The following is a 25,911-nucleotide window of genomic DNA, read 5'->3' as shown; positions in this document are numbered from 1 at the left end:
ACAAGAGCGATTGGCCGCGAGGATGCCTGCCTCTGGCAGGAAACGCTGGCTGCAGCGCTAGAACTGGCAACGACATACCTGTGACCACCCTTCTCATTGCGAACCGATCACGCGCGCAGCGAAGTCCGATGCAGTCACAACTCAGTGATCGAGGGGCGCGATGCCCTCACCGCTCGCGGGACACGCCGTGAAGCCGTCCGTGGAGGCTCCTTGGCGGCATCCGCCAAGGGTCCCGCAACCGGCAAGGACACCGCGCCAGGAGGTTGGTTGGTGGTCGAATGAAAAGCTGCCTGTTGCGATTGCAAGTCTTGCGTCGGGACGCTGAAAAGTTTGCAGGTTGCTTTGTTGAGCCGCTGCCGTTACTCGGTCTGCGCTGGAAAGCTGATCGAACGCACGGTGATCCGAACAACGCACACCATGCTTTGCTTGCAACCAAACCACCGACCATCTCGACAGGTCCTTGCCGGCCCACCGTCGCGGGACCTTACGCGGCATGGATGCCGCGTAAGAGCCTACACGGACGTACTTGCGGCGTGTCCTGCGAGGGTGGGCGGGCAAGGGCACTGCAGCCAGGCCACAGATCGCATGCTCCAGCTCTGGTTTGGCTTTGGCTCTCGCTCACCCACATCGCCAACGCTCGAACCAGAACGCCCAGCATCGCCGCATCAAACGACAACGCCGCCCGCCCGATGGCCGCGAGTGGCTGTCTCCGCCGCTCTCAGCTTGCGAAATCCAGCCGCGCGTTCACCCAGGCCGCCACGATGGCGGCGGCCGCCTGCTCGGCCTGCTTCGCAGGCAGGCGCTTCTCGCGCACCAGCCATGCGGCCGTGTCGGCGCGCACCTTCGGCAGCAACGCGCGCACGGCCTTGCGCTGTGCCGCCGGCCAGTCGCTGTCTTCCCCGGTCCAGGCGGCAATCGCCTTGTCCGGATCCTCGCCGTAGCGCTTGCGCAATGCCGGTGTCAGGTAGAGCAATGGCGATACCGACGCGCGTAATGCGATGATTTTCCACTCGGCGTAACTGGCATAGCGAATGGTGCCGGCGTCCTTGCTCAGGGCCTCGATCAACCCGTCGAAGCCGGCATCCAGCTGCTTCCAGCTGGCCAATGCAAACAGACCGCCCGGCGGCTCGCAGATCGGCGCGAACCCGTCGCGTGTCGAGCCATACAGCGACCCGAACGCCTCATACGCCGGCTCGCCCACTGCAGCAAAGATGAAGCAATGCACGTAAGGACGATGATCGCTGTTGTCGCGTTCGATCCACATCCGCAGCAATGTCAGCACGCGTTCCTGCGCCTGCATGGCGGGCATGCCATCCACATCGTCGAGCAAGGATGCGGCGAAGTCGTCGACCTTGCGCAGCGCCTTGCGCGCACTTTCAAACCGCGCACTCGCCAGCTTTGCATCCACGCCCGCGGCGGGGACAAACTGATGCAGATACGCCAGCCACGCCGAAGCCAGCGGCGTGTCGTAGCCCTGCAACTGGCGCGCGGCGTCGGCAGGCGCAGTGGGAATCAAGGCGATGATGCGATCCAGCGCCTGTTGCTGCACAGTCAGCGCCTTGGCCAGCACATCGGCCCTGGCCTTCAATGTGCGTTGCAGGCAGTCGTCCGGCTTGGCGTCCTGCGCGCAGGCATTGCGCTGCCGCAGCCAGGCGCGTTGCTGATCACGCACGCCTGCAACCGCGGTACGCGGCGTGGTGTCCAGCAGCGCCCGATAGGACTCGTCCAGCTGATCGTCCAGATTGCCCAGCGCCGGCACCGCGCACAGCCGTTTTTCGACCGCCGTGGCTGCCTGCTTGCAGTCGAACGACGCCGCCCAGGCACCGCCGGCGCCAAGCAACAGTGCGCCACCGATGATCACCCGCAACATGCTGGAGCAGGCTGTCATTGCACTGCCTCCTTACGTGCGGGCAGCAGCGAGAGCAGCAGCAGGGTCACCGCCAGCGCGACATAGGCACCCACGAACTGCCAGCTGATCACGCGCGCCAGGCCGTGCAGCGACCATGGCAGATAGATGCCGCCGCGCGGGTCCACCGAATGGATCAGGCCGAACAGCGTCAGCCCGGCGGCCACCAGCAGGAACACCGCGCCACGGCGCAGGCGGCCATCGATCATCGCCGCCACGGCGGCGATCCACAACATCGCGGTGATGATGAAGCCATTGCCCAACGCGAAGATCACCGCCAGCTCCGGCAGGCCATGCCCATCGAGTTTGGTGGTGAGTGCGACCAGTTGATCCGGCGCAATCCAGCCTGGTGCCTTGATGGTCAGCAGGTACGCCACCGATGGCAGAAAGCCCAGCACCATCGCACCGGCGTGCTGCCTGGGCGTGGCCTGGAACGCCTGCGTGGTGATGTCGATCGACACGTACACGATGATCGGCGCCAGCACCGCCAGCGGCAGCCATTGCACCAAGCCGGAGATCACACCGAGCATGCCGCCGATGCCGACGAACAAGCCGGTCAGCAGCGTGTAACCGGAGCGCGCGCCCATGTGCTTGTAGGCCGGCTGGCCGATGTAGGGCGTGGTCTGCGCCACCCCGCCGCAGACGCCTGCGACCAGCGTCGCCAAGGCTTCCACCAGCAGGATGTCGCGGGTGCGGTAGTCATCGCCCGCGGCGCGTGCGCTCTCGCTGACATTGATGCCGCCTACCACCATCAACAGGCCGAACGGCAGCAGCAGCGGCAGGTACGCCAGCGTGGCGGGCAGGCCGTCGATGAAGCCCAGGTTCGGCAGCGGCAACACGATCTGCGGCGGCGTCCATGCCGGCACCGCGAAGCCCGGTGCGCCCAGGCCAGCCAGTCCTAGGCCGTAGTACAGCGCAGTGCCGATCACGAATGCCACCAGCACGCCGGGCAACTTGGTCGGCAACCGGCCCTTGGCCAGCAGCACGTACAGCAACAAACCCAGCGTGACGAAGCCAGCCACTGGCGAACGCAGGGTTTCCAGCAGCGGCAGCAGGCCCATCAACACCAGCGCGATGCCGGCGATGGAACCCAGCAAGGCCGCGCGCGGCAGCGCGCGCGTGACCGCCTCGCCAACGAACGACAGCACCAGCTTGAGCAGGCCCATCACCACCAGCGCGGCCATGCCGAGTTTCCAGGTGGCGATGGCAGCCGCCTGCGGGTCCAGCCCCTGTGCCTTGAAGCCGACGAACGCCGGGCCCAGCACCAACAGCGCCATGCCGATGCTGGTCGGCGCATCCAGGCCCAGCGGCATCGCGGTGACGTCGTCGCGCCCGGTACGTGCAGCCAGCCGCCGCGCCATCAAGGTGTAGAGCAGGTTGCCCACCAGCACGCCGAACGCGGTGCCGGGAAACATGCGCCCGAACACCACCTCGGCCGGGAACTGGAACATCCCGACCAACGCCATCGCGATGAAACCAAGGATGGAGAGATTGTCGACGACCAGGCCGAAGAAGCCATTGAGGTCGCCGGCGACGAACCAGCGCGGCGATGCCGCAGTACGCGAGGAAGGGGCCGACATGGGAGCCAGGAAGCGTGGGGATCGACCGATGGTAGCCGCTGCTCCGCACGCGCGACAGCTGCGTGGTGGATCAGAGCGTGTCGCCGCGATTGCGCCGGTCTGTTCCATGCCAGGCGGCTGCGTGGCGGAACGGCCCTACTTCATCGCCGCAGCAACCTCGATCCAGCCGACGATGTCGCCACGGCCGGCACTGCGATAGCGCACCTGCACGCGCGTGGCATCGGCACTGACATCCAGCGCGTCGGCCCGATCGCCCTGCACCAGATAGCGCTTGGTGCTGGTCGCCGTAGGGGTGGCGTAGAGCGGCAGACGCGCCACCTGCACGCGCAGTTGTACCGGCATCGGCGCGTCCAGGGTGGTGCCGATCTCGCTTGAAACCTTCGCTCCGCGCGCGTCGTAACTGGGCCACACCGAGAGCGGCATGCCATCGCCGGTGCCTGGATCCAGCAAGGTCTGGATGTCGGGCGAGGCGATCGGCTGCTGCGTCCTGGCCACATACAACCGCCCATCGGCCGCGTAGCGATACACATCGGCGTACCACATCGGCCCGCTGCGGCAGGAACTGGTCAGGCTGCGCTGCTGCCTGTCGGGCGTCAGATTGAAGAAACCCTCGCACTGCACTGCCGGGCGCGTGGGCGCGGTCAGCGCACGAAAGCGCCGTTGCGCCGGATCGAACACAAATACCAGCACCGCTTCGTTGACCTGGCCAAGCATCGCCGACACCGCCAGATCCGGATGTCCGTCGAAGTTGTAGTCGTCGCTGTCCACACCGGCGCCGCCTTCGCCCTCGTCCAGGTTCGCGTCGAACCATTGCTCCTTGCCGCCCGGGCCCAACACCACATGCAGGCGCGCGCCGACCAGTGTGGCGGTCGCCTGCGTGTTTGCGTCCAGCGACACCTGCACGCTGGTGTCGCGCGCAAAGCACGCAAACGACAGCCCGCCCAGTGCGGCGAACAGCAGCTTGCGTGCAGCGCTCACGTGCAGCCGGTGCGGATGTTCAAGCCGCATGGTCGCCAGACTCAGAACGACACCTCCACCGCCTGCCGCGACCACAGCACCGACTGGTGGCCGGTGGCCTGCTTCCAGGCCAGGCGAATCGCCTCGATGTCGTTGCGCCGCTGCAGGGTGTCCTCGTGCAGGATCACCAGCACCTTGGTGCCCAGCCGGTTCGGCTCCTTGGCACCGCGGAACAGCCACTGGCCATAGGCGTCGAACACGGTCAGGCCGTCGGGAAAGCGCGGGGTCACTTCCTTGTCCAGAAACGCCCGCCATTGGGTTTCGTCGATGGTACGGGTCTGCGGGCGATCGGCCGGGCCGGTTTCCTCGCCCACGCCGAAGTACAGCTCGCTGCGCACCCAGCCGCGCGCCGCCGCCGGCCGCGCCGCATCGCCCTGCAGGCTGGCAGTGGTCGGGCCCGGCGCGCCGCCGGGGGTGGTGGCGCAGGCGGACAGCGCCAGCATGGCGGCAAGCAGGCAGGACGGCAGCAACTTCATCGACTTCTCCACAACGGGTACGTTTACGACGGATCGGGGGCGGGCTCATGCAGGGCCGGCATCAGCTGATGCCGGCGTGCGCGCACTGTGCCATCTCGCACGCGCCTGAACAACGCGATAATATCTCTCCATCCGGATGAATGTGGACGATCCGAACCCCCTTTGCGCCCCTGCCCGGCCGGATGCCGTCCGCGCGGCGCGTTCGCAGTTGCTGTCGCAGGAGAGAGAGATGACCCGCCCCACCCTTTCGGCTATCGGCCTGGCCGTGGCCGCCGTGTTGAGCGCCAACGCCCAGGCCCAGCAGGCCGCCCCCGGCGCCACCACGCTGGACACCGTGATCGTCACCGGCACCCGCGCCAGCGACCGCACCGTGCTGGAATCGACCGTGCCGGTGGACGTGCTCACCGCCGAGGACATCCGCAAGGCCGGCGTGGTCAACGGCGAGCTGGGCAGCGCGCTGCAGGCGCTGCTGCCCTCGTTCAATTTCCCGCGCCAGTCCAACTCCGGTGGTGCCGACCATATCCGCGCCGCGCAGCTGCGTGGGCTCTCGCCCGACCAGGTGCTGGTGCTGGTCAACGGCAAGCGCCGCCACACCTCGGCGCTGGTCAATACCGACAGCAAGATCGGCAAGGGCACCACGCCGGTGGATTTCAACTCCATCCCGATCAACGCGATCAAGCGCATCGAAGTGCTGCGCGACGGTGCCGGCGCGCAGTACGGCTCGGACGCGATCGCCGGCGTCATCAACGTGATCCTGGACGACAACCCCGAGCGTGGCGAGCTGGAAGCCAGCTTCGGCGCCTACAACACCGACGTGGAGCCGATCAATCGCCGCGTCACCGATGGCCAGACCAGCTACGCCAGCGCCAAGGTCGGCAGCCTGCTCGGCGATGACGGCGGCTTCTTCAAGGTCGGCCTGGAGCTGAAGAATCGCGAGGCGACCAACCGCGCCGGCTTCGACCAGATTCCGTCGTTCGAGGAGCAGACCCCGGCCAACCTGGCGCTGGCCGGCAAGCGCAATTACGTGCTCGGGGATGGCGCCACCAAGGGCCTGAATGCCTGGCTCAACACCAAGGTGCCCTTCAGTGCCACCGGCGAGTTCTACGCCTTCGGCACCTACAACCAGCGCGACACCGAAGGCGCCAATTACTTCCGTTACCCTGATGGCAGCGCCAACTGGCGTGAGATCTATCCCAACGGCTACCGCCCGATTTCCGAAGGCGAGAACCGCGACCTGCAGGTCGTCGCCGGCGCACGTGGGCAGCTCGGCAGCTGGGACTACGACGCCAGCGTCAACTACGGCCGCAACGACTTCACCTACCGGCTGCGCAACTCGCTCAACGCCTCGCTCGGCCCGGGCAGCACCACCCGCTTCAAGACCGGCGATTTCGCCTTTGCGCAGACCGTGGGCAATCTGGATCTGACCCGCGTGTTCGATGCGGCCGGCGCCACCCACACCTTCGGCACCGGTGCCGAATTCCGCCGCGAGCAATACCGCACCCATGCCGGCGACCCGGCCAGCTATGCGGCCGGCCCGTTCACCGATCGCCCCACCGGCTCGCAGGCCGGCGGTGGGCTGACCCCGCAGGACGAGGCCGACCTGTCGCGTAACGTGGCCAGCGCCTATGCCAACGTGTCCAGCCAGTTCGGCGACAAGTTCTCCACCGACCTGGCCGGCCGTTACGAGCATTACCAGGATTTCGGCAGCCAGTGGACCGGCAAGCTGGCCGCGCGCTATGCCTTCGCCCCGGCGTTCGCGCTGCGCGGCGCGGTCTCCAACAACGTGCGTGCACCCTCGCTCAGCCAGATCGGCTACGAAGCCACGTCCACCGGTTATGACGCCGCCGGCCGCCTCACCCAGGGCCGCCTGCTGTCGGTCAACAACCCGATCGCACGCGCGCTCGGTGCCACTGACCTGAAGCCGGAAAAGTCGCTCAATTACAGCCTGGGCTTCACCAGCCAGCTGGGCGATCACTTCGACCTGTCGCTGGACTTCTTCCAGATCGATATCGACGACCGCATCGCGCTGTCCGAAGACATCACCGGCACCACGCTGACCGACTTCGTGCAGCAGAACTTCGCCGTCGCCGGCGTGCAGAGCGCCAGCTATTTCCTCAACGCCGCCGACACCCGCACCCGCGGCGCCGAGCTGGTCGGCAACTGGCGCCAATACGCCTTCGGCGGCGACCTGCTGCTGACCGGCACCTACAGCTACGCCAAGACCGAGTTGAAGAACGTCATCGGCACCCCGGCGCAGCTGCTCGCGCTGGACCCGGACTACGTGCTGTTCGGTGTCGAAGAGAGCAACACGCTCACCGATGCCGCACCACGCACGCGCGCCGCGCTGGCCGCCAACTGGAACAACGAACACTGGAACCTGCAGACCCGGGTCAATCGCTACGGCAGCGCCACGCGCGTGTTCGACTTCGGCGGCGGCTTCGTGCCACGCCAGACCTATGGCGCGGAATGGCAGCTGGACCTGGAAGCCGAGTACCACCTGGGCACGCAGTGGACGCTGGCGATCGGCGGCCAGAACATTCTCGACAACTATTCGGACCGCTCCATCGACGACATCGCCTACTTCGGCAACCTGCCCTACGACGTGCTCTCGCCGATCGGCAGCAACGGCGCGTATTGGTATGGCCGGGTGCGCTACTCGTTCTGACGCCGGGATGGGTGGATCGGGGATTCGGGATTGGCAAGTGGGGCGCATCGCCAATCCCCACCCCCGAATCCCCACTCCCCGCTGTTGCATAACCTGAATATCACATCGCCTTGCGCACACTAGCGCAATGGCAGACGTGCACTCCCCCCTTCCGTCGCCGCCATTGCTGGACGATGCCTGCGCATTGTTTCTGGACGTGGACGGTACCCTTATCGACTTTGCCGACAGCCCCGAGGCTGTGCGGCTCCTGCCCGAGGTCCGCGCGGCCATCGGCCAGCTAAGTGACCGTCTGCAGGGCGCCGTGGCACTGGTCAGCGGCCGACCGCTGTCGCAACTGGACGCCTTGTTCGCGCCGTTGTTGCTTCCGGCCGCCGGCCTGCACGGACACGAACTGCGCAGCGACATCGCCGCACGCGCGGCGATGCCGCAGGACACCTCCGAGTGGCTGCATGGCCTGCATCAGCGTGCCGCCGCACTTACGCACCGGCACCCCGGCGTGCTGGTCGAAGACAAGGGCGTCAGCGTCGCGCTGCATTGGCGCGCACAGCCGCTGGCCGGCCCCGACGTGCTCGCCTTTGCGCAGCAGGAAATCGCCCAGCTTTCCGGGTACCGCCTGCAACCGGGCGACCACGTGATCGAATTCGTCCCCGAAGGCAGCAACAAGGGCCTGGCGGTCGAACAGTTAATGCAGCAGGGCGCATTCGCCGGCCGCACGCCGGTGTTTGTCGGCGACGACCTCACCGACGAATTCGGTTTCGAAGCAGCCAACCGCCTCGGCGGCTGGAGCGTGCTGGTCGGCGATCGCGCCCAAACCAGCGCGCGCTTCCGCGTCGACGGCACCGCCGACGTGCATGCGTGGCTGCAACGCAACGCGCGCCAGGCCTGAGCGCGGCGCGCCTTCCCCTCTTCTCTTCAAAAGGATCGTTCGCACTCCATGACCGAGCCAAACCTGGATCTGGGCGTCATCGGCAACTGCAGCTTTGGGGCATTGGTCGATCGGCAGGCACGCGTGGTGTGGAGTTGCCTGCCGGCCTTCGACGGCGACCCGGCGTTCTGTTCGCTGCTCTCGCCCAAGCGCGAAGGCGGTGACTTTGCCGTGGAGCTGGAGGACTTCGCCAGCAGCGAGCAACACTATCTGCCCAATACCGCTGTGCTGCGCACCGTGTTGCGCGACCACCACGGCGGCGAAGTGGAAGTCATCGACTTCGCACCGCGCTGGCGCAACAACGGGCGCTTCTACCGGCCCGTCAGCATCATCCGGCAGATCCGCCCGCTCGCCGGCAACCCGCGCATCATCGTGCGCGCCCGCCCGCTGGCCGACTGGGGCGGACGCAGCCCGGAAACCACCTGGGGCAGCAATCACATCCGCTGGGTGCTGCCCGAATTCACCCTGCGCCTGACCACGGATGTGCCGGTGCGCTTCGTGCGCGACGGCCTGCCGTTCGTGCTCAGCCACCCGGTCAACCTGGTGCTGGGCGTGGACGAATCGCTGACCCGCTCGCTCACCGGCTACGTGCAGGAAGCGCAGGAACGCACCGAAGAATACTGGCGCGAATGGGTGCGCTACCTGTCGATTCCGCTCGACTGGCAGGAAGCGGTGATCCGCAGCGCGATCACGCTCAAGCTGTGCCAGTACGAAGACAGCGGCGCCATCATCGCGGCGATGACCACCTCGATCCCGGAAGCGCCCAACACCCCGCGCAACTGGGACTACCGCTATTGCTGGCTGCGCGATGCCGCGTTCGTGGTGCGTGCACTGAATCGCCTGGGCGCCACCCGCACGATGGAGCAGTTCATCGGCTACATCTTCAACATCGCCACCGCCGACGGCACCATGCAGCCGCTGTACGGAATCGGTTTCGAATCGCAATTGGAAGAGCACGAAGTCGAGACGATGGAGGGCTACCGCGGCATGGGCCCGGTACGCCGCGGCAACCTGGCCTGGATCCAGCAGCAGCACGATGTCTACGGCAGCGTGGTGCTGGCCTCCACCCAGCTGTTCTTCGACCTGCGCCTGAAGGACCAGGGCGATGCGGACACCTTCCGCCGCCTGGAGCCGCTGGGCGAGCGCGCCTTCGCGCTGCACAACGTGCCCGATGCCGGCCTGTGGGAATTCCGCGGCCGCGCCGAAGTGCATACCTATACCGCTGCGATGTGCTGGGCCGCCTGCGATCGCCTCTCCAAGATCGCCGACCGGCTGGTGCTGCCCGAGCGCAGCGTGTACTGGCGCGAGCGCGCCGACACCATCCGCGAACGCGTGCTGGGCGAGGCCTGGAGCGAAGAGCGCGGCCATTTCACCGATACGCTGGGCGGTCATCGCCTGGACGCATCGCTGTTGCTGCTGGCCGATATCGGCATCGTCGCCAACGACGACAGCCGCTTCGTGCGCACGGTCGAAGCGGTTGGCCGCGTGCTCAAGCATGGCGATGCGCTGTATCGCTACATCGCACCGGATGACTTCGGTGAGCCGGAAACCAGCTTCACCATCTGCACATTCTGGTACATCGACGCGCTGGCCGCGATCGGCCGCAAGGAGGAGGCGCGTGAATTGTTCGAGCGCATCCTCTCGCGCCGCAATCACCTCGGCTTGCTGTCGGAGGACCTATCGTTTGAAGACGGCGAAGCCTGGGGGAATTTCCCCCAGACCTATTCGCATGTGGGCTTGATCATCGCAGCGATGCGCTTGTCGCGGAGCTGGCAGGAGGCGTCATGAGTCGTTTGGTGGTGGTATCCAACCGCGTTGCAGTGCCCGGCGAAAACCGCGCCGGCGGGCTGGCGGTTGGTCTGTTGGCTGCACTTAAGGAGCGCGGCGGTGTGTGGTTCGGCTGGAGCGGCAAGACCGTCCGCGGCGACAGCGGCGGCATGCACGAACAGACCGAAGGCGACATCAAGTTCGTCACCATGGACCTCAACAAGCGCGACATCGATTCGTACTACAACGGGTTCGCCAATCGCACGCTGTGGCCGCTGCTGCACTTCCGCCTGGACCTGGTCGATTACGACCGCGCCACCCGCGAAGGCTATATGCGCGTCAACCGGCTATTCGCCGAAAAGTTGGCGCCATTGTTGAAGGACAGCGACACGCTGTGGATCCACGATTACCACATGATTCCGCTGGGCGCGATGCTGCGCGAGCTGGGTGTGGGCTGCAAGATGGGCTTCTTCCTGCACGTGCCGATGCCTTCGGCCGACCTGATGCAGGCGATGCCGGATCACGCGCGCTTGTTCAGCACGTTCTATGCGTACGACCTGGTTGGCTTCCAGACTCAGCGTGATGCCGAGCGCTTCAAGGCCTATGTGCGTCTGTTCGGCGGTGGCCGCATTCTCGACGGCGACATCGTCGAAGGCCCCGGCGGGCGTCGCTTCAGTGCCGCGGCGTTCCCGATCGGGATCGATACCGACCTGATCGCCAACCAGGCCAAGGCCTCGGTCGGCAAGCAGGCGGTGCGCGACCTGCGCGAAAGCCTGCGCGGCCGGCAACTGGCGATCGGCGTGGACCGGCTGGATTATTCCAAGGGCCTGCCGGAACGCTTCCAGGGTTTCGAGCGCTATCTGGAGCGTTATCCGGACCAATCCGGCAGCCTGACCTATCTGCAGATCGCGCCGGTATCGCGCGGCGACGTCAACGAGTATCGCCAGTTGCGCGGGCAGCTGGAGCAGATCGCCGGCCACATCAACGGTGGACATGCCGAGCCGGATTGGACGCCGCTGCGTTACGTCAATCAGAACTTCAGCCATGCGACGTTGACCGGTTTCTATCGTGCGGCCTCGGTTGGCCTGGTCACGCCACTGCGCGATGGCATGAACCTGGTCGCCAAGGAATTCGTCGCGGCGCAGGATCCACAGAATCCGGGTGTCTTGGTGCTGTCGTTGCTGGCCGGTGCAGCGGACGAAATGAAAGAGGCACTGCTGGTCAATCCGCACGATCTGGACGGCGTGGCCGACGCGATCGCAACGGCAGCAAGCATGCCGCTGGCAACCCGCATCGAACGCTGGAGCGCGATGATGGATCATCTGCGCAAGAACAACATCAATCACTGGCGCCAGCGCTACCTGCAGGCACTTGCAGATATCTGACTCCGGTGTCCGTAACGCAGGCTGCCAGCACCACGCTATCAGCACAGACGCGCTGCGCACCGGCAGCGCCCCCGTTCTCCCCTCGGAAGAAGGTGCCCGAAAGACGGATGAGGGTACGCGTGTACGTACAAGTGAAAATGTCCGAAGCGCGAACTCCCAGCTTCTACAAATCTCCACTCCCGAATGCCAAATCCCCGCCTCACCGCTTGAGTCAATAACTCAATAGAACTACTGCAGGATCCTGCATTTGTCGCCACATGCGAATGCACCCAACACCGCCTGACACCCACAGCAATCTTCAGCCGCATCGAATTTGAGTAATTCCAGCGCCTCAACCGCATGGCCTGGAACGTTGGTTCTCATTCCGTCACGGACACAAGCGTCATTGCGGTCTAAAATATCTGCATGAGTAGCGCTGAGGACCCTGGGAGGGGCTGCGCGTTCATATCCGGACGTTCTGCTTTAGGACGTTTTTGTTGGATCCAAGGCCGCCCTTTGCCAGCCTGTGATCTTGCTCCCTCCACGACTCGCCACCGCCTGCCGGTGCCTGGGTCCTTCCTGACATCTCAAAATGACTGATCAATCCTCAAAACGTGGACTAGGCACCTGGTTGCTGGTGGTCTATGCCGTGGTGATCGCCGTGCTCGGTGCGGTGCTTGCCTACGAAGGCGGCCGCCTGGTCGCCGTCGGTGGCTCCTGGTATTACCTGCTGGCGGGCATCGGCCTGTTCCTGGCCGGCGTGTTGCTGGCGCTGGGCAAGCGTGCCGGCCTGTGGCTGTTTGGCGCCACGCTGGCGGCCACCATCGCCTGGGCGCTGTGGGAAGTGGGCCTGGATGGCTGGGGCCTGGTCCCGCGTCTGGCCTGGATGTCGGTGCTGGGGCTGGTGCTGCTGCCGTTCTGGGGCGTGGCCCGTCGCCGTATGCAGCCGCTGTCGGGGCTGGGCTATGTGCTGGTGACTGGCGTGCTGCCGATCCTGGGCGCGACGCTGATCCTGTGGCCACTGCTGGTGCCGCGCAATGTCGAACTGGCCGATGCCTCCAAGCTGCCGGCCGAGAATGCGACGCCGTTCAGCCGCGCCAACGTGCCCAGCCCGGACGGTAACGTCGCGGCCAATCACGATGCCAGCAACTGGACCTCGTACGCCGGCTCCAACCTGTCCAACCACTACACCCCCGGCGCGCAGATCACCCCGGAGAACGCCAAGAACCTGAAGGTGGCCTGGGAGTTCCATACCGGCGATCTGAAGCCGGCCGGCTCCAAGCTGGGCTACGCCTTCCAGAACACCCCGCTCAAGGTCGGCGAGCTGCTCTACATCTGCACCCCGACCCAGAAGGTGATCGCGGTGGAAGCGGCCAACGGCAAGGAGCGCTGGCGCTTCGACCCGCAGACCAATCCGAAGGCGATGGCCGGCGTTGCCGCCACCACCTGCCGCGGCGCGTCGTACTACCAGGCGCCGCAAGGCACCGCCGAGTGCCCGACGCGGATCTTCTGGCCGATGGTCGATGGCCGCCTCGGCGCGCTGGACGCGCAGACCGGCAAGCTGTGCACCAGCTTCGGCAACAACGGCTTTGTTGATCTCAATGCCGGCACCGGCAACACCAAGCCGGGCTTCGTCGGCCCGACCTCGCCGCCGGTGGTGATGCGCGGCGTGGTGATCCAGCCCACCGGCCAGGTGCGCGACGGCCAGGAAGGCGATGCGCCGTCGGGCGTGGTGCGCGGCTTCGATGCGCTCACCGGCCAGCTGCGTTGGGCCTGGGACCTGGGCAACCCGGCGATCACCGCCGAGCCGCCGGCCGGGCAGACCTATACCCGTTCCACCCCGAACGTGTGGTCGCTGATGGCCGCCGACGACGAACTGGGCCTGGTGTATCTGCCGACCGGCAATGCCTCGGGCGATTTCTTCGGCAAGGGCCGCACCCCGCAGGATGAGGAATACACCGCCTCCCTGGTTGCCGTGGATGCGGCCACCGGCAAGGAGCGTTGGCACTTCCGCACCGTCAACCACGACCTGTGGGATTACGACATCGGCCCGCAGCCGAACCTGGTCGACTGGCCGGTCGCCGGCGGCGCTACCCGCCCTGCGGTGATCCAGGCCACCAAGTCCGGTCAGGTGTTCGTGCTGGACCGCGCCACCGGTGCCCCGCTCATGCCGGTCAAGCAGATCGCCGTGCCGCAGGGCACCGATCATGGCGACTGGACCGCGGCCACCCAGCCGATCTCGCCGGGCATGCCCAATACCGTGGGCGCACCGAGCCGCGAGTACGAAACCATCGTCGAATCCGACGCCTGGGGCATGACCCCGTTCGACCAGCTGGCCTGCCGCATCCAGTTCAAGCAGCTGCGCTACGAAGGCATGTTCACCCCGCCGACCCTGCAGGGCTCGCTGGCCTTTACCGGCAACCACGGCGGCATCAACTGGGGCGGCGTCTCGGTCGATCTGCAGCGCGGCATCATGGTGATGAACAGCAATCGCCTGCCCTACACCCTGCAGGTCTACACCCGCGAAAAGATGAATGAGCTGGGCGTGGTGTCGGTGTTCGACGGCAAGAGCAAGACGCCCGGCTACATGGCACAGAAGGGCCTGGCCTACGGCGCCCGCAAGGAGCCGTGGATGTCGCCGCTCAACACGCCGTGCGTGGCACCGCCGTGGGGCTACATCTCCGGCGTGGACCTGCGCACCCAGCAGGTGCTCTGGCGGCGTCCGCTGGGCACCGGTTACGACCAGGGCCCGATGGGCATCCCGTCCAAGACCAAGTTCGAGATCGGCACGCCTAACAACAGCGGCTCGCTGGCCACCGCCGGCGGCGTGACCTTCATCGGCGCGACCCTGGACGACTTCATGCGCGGCTTCGACACCCGCACCGGCAAGCAGGTCTGGGAGACCCGCGTGCCGGCCGGCCCGCAGGCCGCCCCGCTGAGCTACACCATCGACGGCAAGCAGTACATCGTGGCCGCCGTGGGTGGGCACGACCGCATGGAAACCAAGTCGGGCGACAGCGTGATCGCCTGGGCGCTGCCGGATGACGCGGGCGCCAAGCCGGCGAAGTAAGCCGGTGTAACGTCAGCTAGTTGGGCATCGATAGACCGGTCATCGTGAGATGGCCGGTTTTTTTTTGGGGAATCGGGAATCGGGATTCGGGAATGGGAAAAGCGCTTTGCTGTCGTTTTTATGGGCTGGGCTTGATCGAAGACGCGCTTGATTCCCGATTCTCCATTCCCGATTCCCCGCGCTTCGATGCGTGTTCGTTGCCTCGCACTGATGACGCCACTGGTCAGTCTTGATCGCGTGGAGTCGCGGTCTACGAAGTGTTTACGGAGCCAGCCCATATTTCACGTGAAATTTACAATTGCAAGACCGGTATCCGGCCGCAAACCACGGTTCCGCAGTGCCTAGCACCACACTGAAACCGCTTCCAAATCAACTACATCGGTGTTTTCGGGGATCTGGTCGACTTATTCCGACGAACGGTGATTTCACGCCGTCATGATTCGGGCTCGGCCGCCGATACCCCATAGCAGCCCATGCAGCGCAGGACGCCGCTCCCCACTCCGAATCACTCAGTTGGACTCAGCCTATGTCGCCCTCACCCGATGCCACCGCCGTCTCCCGCCCGCCTTCCGGCCGGAACCTTGCGCGTGCCAGCACGGCCGCATGGCTGCCTGCCGCTGCACAGATCGGGCTGCTGGGCTTGCTGACGCTCTACGCCGCCACGCTGCTGCCCGGCGGTGTCTGGACCGGCTTGGGCCGCTTGCTGCCGGCGCTGCTGGTACTGGGCGCGGCAAGTGCCGGGCTGTGGTGGTGGGCGCGCCGTCGCGGTCTGGCGCAACTGCAACAGGCGATCGGCACGGTGACCGCCATCGGTGAAGGGCGCTTTCAGCGCCTGGATCTGCGCACCGCCTCCGGCGAACTCGCGCCATTGCTGCACGCCCTGCAGGCGACCCAGGACAAGCTGGCCATCCGCATCGATGTGATGGAACAGGGGCTGCGCCACGGCCAGTTCGTGATCAAGGCGCTGGACGATCTGGACACCATGATCCGCATCGCCGACGACGACGGCCAGGTGCTGTTTGCCAACCGCAAACTGCTGGCGATGCTCAAGCTGATCGAGCCGGATGTGCAGAGCTTCCGCCCCAGCTTCCATGCCGAAGGCTTCGTCGGCGGCAGCATCGGCGACATCTATCCCGACAGCCAGGCCGCGATCGACCGCATGCGTGCGCTGACCGCCTCCAAGGCGGTGCGCGCGCCGTTCTTCGGCCGCCAGATCGACTTCGTCTACAGCCCGATCATTGCCGCCGACGGCACCAAGCTGGGCACCATCGCGCAGTGGATGGACGTCACCGCGCAGGTCAACGCCGAGCAGGCGCTGATCCAGATCATCGATGCCGCCGCGGCCGGCGATTTCAGCCGGCGCATGCAGATCGACGGCATGGACGGCGTGCTGCTGTCGCTGGCGCAGGGCATCAACCGCATCTACGACTCGGTGGAAACCCACCTGGCCGCCTTGGCGCGGGTGATCGGTGCACTGGCCGAAGGCGACCTCACCCAACGCGTGGAGGGCGATGCGCACGGCATCTTCGCGCGCCTGCGCGACGACACCAACCAGACCGTGACCCGGCTGACCGAGATCATCGGCGACATCCAGATCGCATCGGACACGATCCGCCGCGCGGCGGTGGAAATCGCCGCCGGTAACGCCGACCTGTCCGAGCGCACCGAGCAACAGGCCGCCAATCTGGAAGAAACCGCCAGCTCCATGGAAGAACTCACCTCCACCGTGAAGCAGAACGCCGACAGCGCGCTGCAGGCCAACCGGCTGGTGGTGGGCACCGGCGAAGTCGCGCACAACGGCGGCCAGGTGATGGACGATGTGGTGTCCACCATGGGCCAGATCAGCACCGCCTCGCGCAAGATCGGCGAGATCATCGGCGTCATCGACGGCATCGCCTTCCAGACCAATATCCTGGCGCTCAACGCTGCGGTGGAAGCGGCACGCGCCGGCGAACAGGGCCGCGGCTTTGCGGTGGTCGCCTCGGAAGTGCGCGCGCTGGCGCGACGCTCGGCCGATGCGGCCAAGGAGATCAAGACGCTGATCGCCGACTCCACCGACAAGGTCGAACTGGGTTCGGGCCTGGTGCACCGCGCCGGCGCGACCATGCGCGAGATCGTCGGCTCGGTCAAACACGTCACCGACATCATGAGCGAGATCACCGCCGCCAGCGCCGAGCAATCCAGCGGCATCGAACAGGTCAACCGCACCGTCGCGCAACTGGACGAAGTCACCCAACGCAATGCCGCGCTGGTGGAAGAAGCCACCGCCGCCGCGCGCAGCCTGGAAGAACAGGCCGTGGAACTGGCCGATGCGGTGTCGATCTTCCGCCTGCAGCCTGCGCACAGCGGCAGCCCGAAAGCAGCGCCCGCAAGCTTCAAAAACGCAGCCGCGTAAGCCGCCGTCACGGAATCACCGTAGGAGCGCACCCGGGCGCGACGAAGCTTTCCCGGTAACGCCGCATCGCGCCCAGGTGCGCTCCTACACAAAGCAGGCATGCCTGTCCGCCACCAAAGATCCAGCACACGCGGCCGAACAGCACTCCGTATCGACAAGCCATCATAGAAATCAACGCGCAGTCGTAGGAGCGCACCTGGGCGCGACGAAGCTTTCCCGGTAACGCCCATCGCGCCCAGGTGCGCTCCTACACAAAGCAGGCGTGCCTGTCCGCCACCACAGATCCAACGCACGCGGCCGAACAGCACTCCGTATCGACAAGCCATCATAGAAATCAACGCGCAGTCGTAGGAGCGCACCCGGGCGCGACGAAGCTTTCCCGGTAACGCCCCATCGCGCCCAGGTGCGCTCCTACACAAAGCAGGCGTGCCTGTCCGCCACCACAGATCCAGCACACGCGGACGAACAACACTCCGTATCGACAAGCCATCATAGAAATCAACGCGCAGTCGTAGGAGCGCACCCGGGCGCGACGAAGCTTTATCGGTAACGCCGCATCGCGCCCAGGTGCGCTCCTACACCGAGCAGGCGTGCCTGTCCGCCACCACAGATCCAGCACACGCGGACGAACAACACTCCGTATCGACAAGCCATCAGAGAAATCAGCGCGCAGTCGTAGGAGCGCACCTGGGCGCGATGAAGCCTTCCCGGTAACGCCCATCGCGCCCAGGTGCGCTCCTACGTCTAGCTGGGGCGCTAGTCGAGAAACCGCTCGCGCTGCTCCGGTGTCGGCAGCATGCAATGCTCGCTGCGACCGAACCAGCGGTAGCGATGACGTGCGATCAGGCGATAGCCGATGTCGCGCGCGCGACGCGGCACCACGCGCAACACCGTGGCCAGCCGCCAGAAGCCGCCCAACCCGGCCAGCACCCGCACGATCGCGTCGCTGTCGGTCCACGCACCGCGGTCATCCACCAACAGAAACGACAACGGGTCGTCCGGATCCAGCCCATGCTGCTGCAACAGCGCACGTCCGGCCTGGCCCTGCATTGCGGCAAAGCGATAACGCCCGCGTCGATCATGACGCAGCAGGAACCTGACCCAGCCATTGCACAGCAGGCACACGCCATCGAACACGATGGTCGCGGGCACAGCACCTGGCTGACGGCCGGGCGGCTCCACGCGCGACGGCTTCAAGTGAGGAGTCTCCAACCGAGACGACTCCAGCTGAGACACGTCAACGAGCGGTGGATCAACGCGGTTCAAGCCAGCCCTCGTAACGAATGAACGGGCCGACCAGCGGCAAGTGCACGTCGACCAGGAATCCGTAACACCCGGCGTCGGCATGCTCGCGGCAACGCACCTGCTCGAACCAGCGCGCAGGCAACCGGATCCAGCCCAATGCCCATACCCGCGTAGCCTGCCAGTACAGCGATTGCGCGTCGGCGCGCAGCGCGAATTCAAACCGCACCGCGCCCAGATGTTCGCGCAAGCGCGTGCCCTCGCGCCACAGGCGCGAATGCATCGGCAGGCCGCCGAACCGGCGATGCCAGCGCTCGCCCGCCGCGTCTGCAAGAAACTCTACTTCGACCTCCACCTCGCCACTGCGCGGCAAGCGGCTCAGCAGCGCCAGTAACGGGACCAGCGCATGCGTCCCGCGTTGAATCCTTGCCCGGCCGGCGAAGGTCTGCCGCTGCTGCACCGAATGCAGCGCGCGCACCGGCGCAGGCAGCTGCGCGAACGCGTCCTGCCCCAGCACCTGCGCAAATAACGGCACGCTCAGGGCGCGATCCATGCCAGCGTGGCCATGCGTCCGCTGCGACGGTCGCGACGATGCGAGAAGAAACGTTGCGGCTCGGAAATGGTGCACAGCCCGCCGCCATGGATGGCGCTGGCCGGCACACCGGCATGCTGCAGGCGCTGACGCGCCAACGCATACAAGTCCACCCGCCAATGCCCCGGACGGGTCGCGACAAACGCGCGTTGCGCCTGCGCATCGTGCGCGACGAAGGCGTTGAACACGTCTTCACCGATTTCATAGGCCTGCGGCCCCGCTGCCGGCCCCAACCATGCCAACACCTGCTGCGGCGGCGTGCGCATCGCCGCCACGCTGCGCTCCAGCATGCCGTCGGCCAGGCCGCGCCAGCCTGCATGCGCGGCGGCCACTTCGCTGCCATCGGCAGCGGCGAGCACGACCGGCAGGCAATCGGCGGTGAGGATCGCCAGCACCACGCCGGGCACGGCGGTCACCGCTGCATCGGCGACCGGTTCCTGCGCGCCTGGCGCGACAGTGCCCGCTGCAGGCGGCTGTTCGCCGGGCTCGAGCACGGGCGCGTCGACACGCAGCACCTCCACCCCATGCACCTGACGCAGCCACTGCGGGGTACCGGGCAGTACCAGCGCCTCGACCAGCAGCGCCCGGTTGCGTTCCACCTGCTCCGGCGCGTCGCCATCGGCACTGTTGCGGTTGCCGAGGTTGAGCGTGTCGAACGGCGCCAGCGAGCCGCCCAGGCCGTGACGCAGCGTGGTCAGCGCATGGATGCGTGGTGGCGCCGGCCAGTCGGCCGGCAGCACGAAGGGCGCGGCGGCGTCCACGTCAGCGGCGTGCCAGCTCGGCGGCGCGTGCGCTGTCTTCGCGCAGGGCCGTCATCAGCCGCTGCAGGTCGGCCGGCACCGGCGCGCTGGCGCGCACCGGCTCGCCGCTGACCGGGTGCAGGAATTCCAGGGTTTCGGCATGCAGCGCCTGGCGCTTGAAGGTGCGCAGCTCGTGCACCAGTTCGTCGGTGGCGCCCTTGGGCAGCTTGAGCGCGCCGCCGTACAGCGGGTCGCCGACGATCGGCGACTTCAGATGCGCCATGTGCACGCGGATCTGGTGAGTGCGCCCGGTTTCCAGCCGGCATTCCAGCGCGGTGTGCGCGCGGAAGCGCTCGCGCAGGCGGTAATGGGTGACCGCATCGCGGCCGTCGTCACGCACCGCCATCTTCAGCCGATCGCGCGGATGGCGGTCGATCGGCGCGTTGGCGGTGCCGCCGGAGACCAGCGCGCCCACCACCACCGCCAGGTATTGGCGATGCACATCGCGTGCGGACAGCTGTTCCACCAGCGCGGTCTGCGCCTGCACGGTACGCGCCACCACCATCACCCCACTGGTGTCCTTGTCCAGCCGGTGCACCACGCCGGCGCGCGGCACCGCCGCCAGCGCCGGGTCGCGGAACAGCAAGGCGTTGACCAGGGTACCGTCCGGATTGCCCGCGCCCGGGTGCACCACCAGCCCGGCCGGCTTGTCGATCACCAGTACCTGGTCGTCTTCGTACAACACGCTCAGCGGGATGTCCTGCGGCGCGGCGTGGGTCTGGGTTTCCAGCACCACCTGCACCTGCACGCTCTCGCCGCCGCGCAAGGTGTCGCGCGGGCGCGCCATTTCCCCGTTCAGCAGCGCATCGCCGGACTTGATCCACTCAGACAGGCGCGAGCGCGAGAATTCGGGGAACAGCTCGGCCAGCACCGCGTCGAAACGGCGTCCAGCGGCGTTGTCGGGCACGATGGCCTGGCGGATGGACGGGTCGAGGGGATCGGCAGATGGGTCGGACATGGACACGGGCACTCAGGCAAAAGCGGGAATTTGGCGGTCCGGGCGGCGGGAGTCAGTCGCCGGACAGGCCACTAGGCTATCATCGCGCTCTCGTTTTCCTGATGCGTCCTGCCCAGACCCATGATCCGACGGTCCACGTTTTCCGCGCCTGCGCGCCTGATTGCCCTCATGCTGGTCATGGCGTTCGTCGTCACCGGCTGCCACCGCGGCGCCAAGGACAAGAATCCCGATGAGGGCATGCCGGTCGAGCAGCTCTATGGCAAGGGCCACGGCCTGATGGAGAAAGGCAACTGGGCCGGCGCCGAAGCCAGCTACAAGCGCCTGATCGCCCAGTACCCGTACGGCCCGTACACCGAGCAGGCGATGATCGAAACCGCTTATGCCCAGTACAAGGCCGGCAAGCACGACGACACCGTCTCCAGCGTCGACCGCTTCATCCGGACCTATCCGACCCATCGCAACATCTCGTATCTGTACTACCTGCGCGGGCTGGCCAACAGCAACCGCGATACGGTGTTCCTGCGCCGCGTGTGGTCGCTGGATCCGAGCCGTCGCGACCTGTCCTCGCCGCAGCAGGCCTACAACGACTTCAACACCGTCACCGACCGCTACCCGAACAGCCGCTACGCGCCGGATGCGCGCAAGCGCATGATCGAGCTGCGCGACGTGTTCGCCCAGCATGAACTGGACAACGCGCTGTACTACCTGCGGCGCAATGCCTGGGTCTCGGCGGCCGGTCGCGCCAACTACCTGCTGGAAACCTATCCGCAGAGCGCCTACCAATACGACGCGGTCGCGGTGCTGGCCGAGGCCTACACCCACCTGGGCAACAAGACCCTGGCCGCCGACGCACGCCGCGTGCTGGAACTCAACAGCCCGCAGCACCCGTGGCTGACCGGCGACTGGCCGAAGTATCCCTGGGCCATCCGCAAGCTCAACCCGTTCGCCGGCGAGAAGTCCGCCGCCACCGGCCAGCGCAACGCACAGATGAGCCGCGACTGAGACATCAGTCGCCGGTGTAATGAGAAAAAGGGGCCGCAAGGCCCCTTTTTATTGCGGTAACGCGCCTGCGGCGGTGACGGCGCGCCGGTTGCCGCAGGCACTCGCGATGCCTGGCGACAGTGACGCCTGATCGACCGGAAGATCGGCCGTCCCGCATTCCGCGCCAGCGTCCCACCCTCTCGCGCAACGCGGGGCGCGCCTGCCTGCGACAGCTGCGGGCACGTCGCCAGACCCGGCACCAGGTCACCGAACCGCGCCGGTGCGCTGCCTATACTCGGCCCTGAAGAAGCTCCGACTCCCCGCTGGCGCCCGCCCAGGAGGCCGCATGTCCCGCTGCATCGTCCCGTTCCTGCTCGCCCTGTTGCTGGCGGCGATGACCACCACCGCCACCGCGGCGCCGATCGTCTACGGCGTCAACGCCCACGACAATCGCCCCGGCTATTCCGTGGCCCAGGCCGAGGCCCGCTTCCAGCTGCTGGCCGCACGCAATCTGCGCAGCTACCGCTTCGATGTGGACCCGCGTGACTACGCAACGCTGGATGCGCTGGTCCCGCTGGCGCGCAAGTACGGCATCACGCTGCGCCCGATGGTCTACCCGATGTCGCGCGAGATCGGCTACCAGCTGGCACGCCGCTATGCGGCCGACATCAAGGTCTGGGAGATCGGCAACGAACAGGACCTGGTGCGCGCCGAGGCCGATGCCCGCATCGCGGCAATGACCACGATGTACCTGGGCATGCGCCAGGCCTCCAACGAACTGGGCGCCGGCCTGCGTTTCACCATCAACATCACCGCCTGCAACAGCGACGACCGCAGCGCCAACGCACGCTGCCCCGGCGATCGCAATGGCTCGCTGTGGTTCCTGGCCAAGGCCAAGGCGGCCGGCTTCAATTTCGACCACATCAGCTTCCACTACTACGCCTTCCACCAGGATGCCGGCTACTGGAGCGCGTTGTACCTGGGCCAGCTGCGCACCGCGGCGCAGACCTACAAGACCCCGGTGTTCTTCAACGAGCTCAACTGTGCGGAGATCTACACCGGCAACACCACCGGCGGTGCGGAAGGCGACCGCGGCTGCTACGACAGCCTGGCGCAGTTGCTGCGCAACGTGCGCGACAACTATGCCGACGTGGTGTCCGAGGTGAACGTCTACGAATTGCTGGACCAGACCACCATCCAGGGCGCCGAAGGTCATTTCGGCCTGATGTACGACCTGACCCGGCCCAAGCCGACCCTGGACCTGCTCACCCGCTTCGCACAAGCACCGGCCACCGCAACGGCAGCCAATGCAACGGGCGACCGACCGCAATAGCCGTTCGGGCTACTGGCCGGAATAGCCATTGGTGATCGGGTAACGCCGCTCGCGCCCGAACGCGCGCCGCGACACCTTGGGCCCGGGCGCGGCCTGGTGGCGCTTCCATTCGTTGAGCCGCACCAGCCGCAGCACGTGCTCGACCGTGTCGGCGGCATAGCCGGCCGCGACGATGTCATCGCGCGACTGCTCCTGGTCGACGTAGCGGTACAGGATGCCGTCCAGCACATCGTACGGCGGCAGCGAATCCTGATCGGTCTGGTTGTCGCGCAACTCGGCCGAGGGCGGGCGCGAAATCACGGCCGGCGGTATCACCGGCGCCCCGCCCACGGTATTGCGCCACTTGGCAAGGCCGAACACTTCGGTCTTGTACAGGTCCTTGAGCGGGGCATAGCCGCCGCACATGTCGCCGTAGATGGTGGCGTAACCCACCGCATACTCGCTCTTGTTGCCGGTGGTCAGCAGCAGCCCGCCGAACTTGTTGGACAGCGCCATCAGGATCACCCCGCGGCTGCGCGACTGCAGGTTCTCTTCGGTGATGTCCGGCTGGGTGCCTTCGAACATCGGCCCCAGCGCGGCGAGCAGGCCTTCGAACGCCGGCTCGATCGCGATGGTTTCCAGCTTGACGCCCAGCGCGCGGCATTGCTCGTCGGCCAGATCATTGGACAGGTTGGCGGTGTAGCGCGACGGCAACCGCACCGCGGTGACGTTGTCGCCGCCCAGCGCATCGACCGCCATCGCCAGCACCAGCGCCGAATCGATGCCGCCGGACAGGCCCAGCCAGACCTTGCTGAAGCCGTTCTTGCGGCAATAGTCCTGCAGCCCGCGCACCACGGCGCGCCAGGCCAGCGCATCCATGCTCTCGTCGCCATCGTCCACCCACACCACCGGGGTGAAAATGCGCTCGCCGGCGGCGTAGTCCACCACCAGCCACTGATCGACGAAGGCGGCAGCGGCCGGATGCACGGTGCCGTCGCCATCGGCCACCACCGATGCGCCGTCGAACACCAGCGCATCCTGGCCGCCGACCACGTTGAGGTAGGCAATCGCCGCCCCGCTCTCGCGGGTGCGCTCGGCCAGCAGGGCATCGCGCTGGGCGTGCTTGCCGCGCTCGTAGGGCGAGGCATTGGGCACCAGCACCAGCTCGGCGCTGGCCTGCACGGTCCTGGCCAGCGGTTCGGCAAACCACAGGTCCTCGCAGATCACCACGCCCACCTGCACGCCCTTGACCGTGACCACGCAGTTGTCGCCATCCGGGTCCACGTCGAAGTAGCGGCGCTCGTCGAACACTGCGTAATTGGGCAATTCGCGCTTGCGATACGTCGCCTCGATACGCCCGTCGCGCAACACGCTGGCGGCGTTGTAGACCACGCTGCCGGCACTCTGCGGCCAGCCGACCACCGCCACGATGCCGCGCGTACTGGCGGCGATGCGCGCCAGCGCTTCCTGGCAATGGGCGAGAAAACCGGGCCGCAGCAGCAGATCTTCCGGCGGGTAGCCGCTGATCGCCAGCTCGGGAAACAGCACGATGTCCGCATCGAACTCGTCGCGCGCTGCCGCGATGAAGTCGATGATGCGATCGGTATTGCGCGCCACGGCGCCGACCGGGAAGTCGAACTGCGCCATGGCGATGCGGAGCGTCTGGGACATTGGAAGGCCTATGCGAATGCAGCGGGGAAGGCGTGGCTGCGCCGCATCCCGCAACAAACCGGGATGCAGACCGGCGTCGCCGCCAAGCCTGCATTATTCCAGAAGCGCAGCGGCGTGCAGGGATCTGGCGCTGCGTCGGTGTTGCGCGTCCACTGCATGCACGGCGCCTGCGCGGATGGTGTCCGGCTGCGCCGTCATCGCATCAGCCCCACTGCATCTCGCCGGTGGCGACCTTGGCGCCGATCTGCAATGCCACCGTCATGCCGGCATCGGGGTAGCGCGCGGTCATGGCCTTGATCAGGTCGGCACTGTTGCTGTGCCTGGCCAGCTCTTTCTCGAAGGCCAGCAGATAATCGCGCGTGTAGGCGATGGCCGAGGCATCGGTGGGCGCGCCCGGCAGCAGATGGCCGGCTACCACCACCGATGGCGAACGCGCCGCCATGCTGTCCAGCGTCTTGCGCCAGGCGGCACGGCCTTCGGCGCCGTGCGTATCGGCGGTCCACACATGCGTGCCGGAGAACACCAGCACGCCACCGAAGATCGCCTTCAGTGCAGGCACCCAGATATAGCGTCGGTTGGCCAGACCGTCGGCCTCCACGATCTCCAGCGCGTGGCCTTCCAGTGTGAGCGCAGGGCCATCGAAGGCCTCCGGCATCACGATGTCGGCCAGGCGCTGCGGGCCGTTTTCCTTCAGCTGCGGGCCCCAGGTGGCCAGTTTCTTTTCGACATTGCCCTTGATCGCCGCGATGGTGGCCGAGGCGGCGATGACGCGTGCCTTGGGGAAGGCAGCCTTGATCGGCGCCAGGCTGAAGTAGTAATCCGGGTCGCTCTGGCTGATGTAGATGGTGGTCAGCGTCTTGCCGCTGGCGCGGATCGCCTCGGCCAGCGCCTTGCCGTCGGGCAGGGTGAAGCCGCCATCGATCAGCACCGCATCGCGCGCGCCGGAAATCAGCACCGGCGCGCGGAAGAAACCGTGCTCGCCGGCGGGGAAATGTTGATACGTCAGTGCGGTCGGTGCAGCCATGCCGGTATTCGCTCCAGGGAAGGCGGTTGCGACACTCGCAACGGCCAGTTTTTTGATGACGTCTCGTCGGGTTGGCATTGTTTTGGCCTTTGGGGATAGCGATGGTTGGGGTGAGGGTGCGGCAGAAGACAGCCAAGTCACCGGAGACGTGTGTGGGGAAAGGTCA

At 66.6% G+C, this 25,911-nt stretch carries 18 protein-coding genes; 8 read left to right on the top strand and 10 right to left on the bottom strand.

All coding sequences use genetic code 11. From position 1 onward, the window contains the following. Positions 1-718: 718 nt before the first annotated feature. The 4 genes from DYQ94_RS04510 to DYQ94_RS04495 all read right to left on the bottom strand — a co-directional run bounded on the left by DYQ94_RS04510 (position 719) and on the right by DYQ94_RS04495 (position 4,979). Positions 719-1,888 carry a lysozyme inhibitor LprI family protein gene (locus DYQ94_RS04510; protein ID WP_184429075.1) on the bottom strand — a complete coding sequence of 390 codons (1,170 nt, stop codon included), beginning with the start codon at positions 1,886-1,888 and terminating at the stop codon, positions 719-721. Further along, positions 1,885-3,486, bottom strand: coding sequence for a SulP family inorganic anion transporter (locus DYQ94_RS04505; RefSeq protein WP_102251449.1), 1,602 nt, complete (start codon positions 3,484-3,486; stop codon positions 1,885-1,887). Before DYQ94_RS04505 ends, DYQ94_RS04510 begins: the two co-directional genes overlap by 4 nt. A gap of 135 nt (positions 3,487-3,621) precedes the next feature. Further along, on the bottom strand, positions 3,622-4,539 hold the full coding sequence (locus DYQ94_RS04500) for an XAC2610-related protein (RefSeq protein ID WP_425519421.1): 918 nt from the start codon (positions 4,537-4,539) through the stop codon (positions 3,622-3,624). Next, positions 4,506-4,979, bottom strand: coding sequence for a DUF3574 domain-containing protein (locus DYQ94_RS04495; RefSeq protein WP_160954846.1), 474 nt, complete (start codon positions 4,977-4,979; stop codon positions 4,506-4,508). Before DYQ94_RS04495 ends, DYQ94_RS04500 begins: the two co-directional genes overlap by 34 nt. Positions 4,980-5,208: 229 nt before the next feature. On the opposite strand from DYQ94_RS04495, the gene DYQ94_RS04490 reads away from it, so the two are divergent. The 6 genes from DYQ94_RS04490 (at position 5,209) to DYQ94_RS04465 (ending at position 17,165) form a co-directional block, all read left to right on the top strand. Beyond that, positions 5,209-7,644, top strand: coding sequence for a TonB-dependent receptor plug domain-containing protein (locus tag DYQ94_RS04490; RefSeq protein ID WP_039525848.1), 2,436 nt, complete (start codon positions 5,209-5,211; stop codon positions 7,642-7,644). Positions 7,645-7,771: 127 nt separating this feature from the next. After that, positions 7,772-8,530, top strand: a complete 759-nt coding sequence (gene otsB, locus DYQ94_RS04485; protein ID WP_160954845.1) for a trehalose-phosphatase — start codon at positions 7,772-7,774, stop codon at positions 8,528-8,530. A gap of 48 nt (positions 8,531-8,578) precedes the next feature. Then, positions 8,579-10,357, top strand: coding sequence for a glycoside hydrolase family 15 protein (locus DYQ94_RS04480; RefSeq protein ID WP_104623789.1), 1,779 nt, complete (start codon positions 8,579-8,581; stop codon positions 10,355-10,357). Continuing rightward, complete coding sequence (otsA, locus tag DYQ94_RS04475; protein ID WP_024939412.1) at positions 10,354-11,721, top strand: alpha,alpha-trehalose-phosphate synthase (UDP-forming); 1,368 nt, start codon at positions 10,354-10,356, stop codon at positions 11,719-11,721. Before DYQ94_RS04480 ends, otsA begins: the two co-directional genes overlap by 4 nt. Positions 11,722-12,331: 610 nt before the next feature. After that, the gene (locus tag DYQ94_RS04470) at positions 12,332-14,770 is read left to right on the top strand and encodes a membrane-bound PQQ-dependent dehydrogenase, glucose/quinate/shikimate family (protein WP_184429107.1); all 2,439 of its coding nucleotides are present in this window, start codon (positions 12,332-12,334) and stop codon (positions 14,768-14,770) included. Between the two features lie 526 nt (positions 14,771-15,296). Further along, the gene (locus DYQ94_RS04465) at positions 15,297-17,165 is read left to right on the top strand and encodes a methyl-accepting chemotaxis protein (RefSeq protein WP_160954843.1); all 1,869 of its coding nucleotides are present in this window, start codon (positions 15,297-15,299) and stop codon (positions 17,163-17,165) included. Positions 17,166-17,921: 756 nt separating this feature from the next. On the opposite strand, the gene DYQ94_RS04460 is transcribed toward DYQ94_RS04465, so the two are convergent. The 4 genes from DYQ94_RS04460 to rluD form a co-directional block, all read right to left on the bottom strand. Then, positions 17,922-18,347, bottom strand: coding sequence for a thiol-disulfide oxidoreductase DCC family protein (locus DYQ94_RS04460; RefSeq protein WP_160954852.1), 426 nt, complete (start codon positions 18,345-18,347; stop codon positions 17,922-17,924). Between the two features lie 70 nt (positions 18,348-18,417). Continuing rightward, positions 18,418-18,942 (bottom strand): DUF4166 domain-containing protein, encoded by a 525-nt coding sequence (locus tag DYQ94_RS04455; protein WP_184429109.1) that lies wholly within the window; start codon positions 18,940-18,942, stop codon positions 18,418-18,420. A gap of 2 nt (positions 18,943-18,944) precedes the next feature. Continuing rightward, entirely contained in the window at positions 18,945-19,760 is an 816-nt protein-coding gene (pgeF, locus tag DYQ94_RS04450) for a peptidoglycan editing factor PgeF (protein ID WP_184429077.1), read from the bottom strand. 1 nt (position 19,761) lies between these two features. Continuing rightward, a complete protein-coding gene (gene rluD, locus DYQ94_RS04445) occupies positions 19,762-20,757 on the bottom strand; it encodes a 23S rRNA pseudouridine(1911/1915/1917) synthase RluD (protein ID WP_054592204.1) in 996 nt (331 codons plus the stop codon). 120 nt (positions 20,758-20,877) lie between these two features. Here rluD and DYQ94_RS04440 point away from each other — a divergent pair, with 120 nt between their 5' ends. Next, positions 20,878-21,759 (top strand): outer membrane protein assembly factor BamD, encoded by an 882-nt coding sequence (locus DYQ94_RS04440; RefSeq protein WP_024939405.1) that lies wholly within the window; start codon positions 20,878-20,880, stop codon positions 21,757-21,759. Positions 21,760-22,084: 325 nt separating this feature from the next. Beyond that, on the top strand, positions 22,085-23,071 hold the full coding sequence (locus DYQ94_RS04435) for a glycoside hydrolase family protein (RefSeq protein ID WP_160954840.1): 987 nt from the start codon (positions 22,085-22,087) through the stop codon (positions 23,069-23,071). A 9-nt stretch (positions 23,072-23,080) separates the two neighbouring features. Here the strand turns inward: DYQ94_RS04435 and DYQ94_RS04430 are convergent, their stop codons facing one another. Beyond that, positions 23,081-24,721, bottom strand: a complete 1,641-nt coding sequence (locus DYQ94_RS04430) for an NAD+ synthase (protein ID WP_160954839.1) — start codon at positions 24,719-24,721, stop codon at positions 23,081-23,083. 202 nt (positions 24,722-24,923) lie between these two features. Beyond that, complete coding sequence (locus DYQ94_RS04425; protein ID WP_237474924.1) at positions 24,924-25,745, bottom strand: MBL fold metallo-hydrolase; 822 nt, start codon at positions 25,743-25,745, stop codon at positions 24,924-24,926. Positions 25,746-25,911 lie beyond the last annotated feature (166 nt).

Source organism: Xanthomonas sp. LMG 8993 (genome assembly GCF_009835065.2).
GTDB classification, from domain to species: Bacteria; Pseudomonadota; Gammaproteobacteria; order Xanthomonadales; family Xanthomonadaceae; genus Xanthomonas; species Xanthomonas arboricola.
Note: the sequence above shows the minus strand (reverse complement) of the source record. Positions and strands in the feature narration are given on the sequence as shown.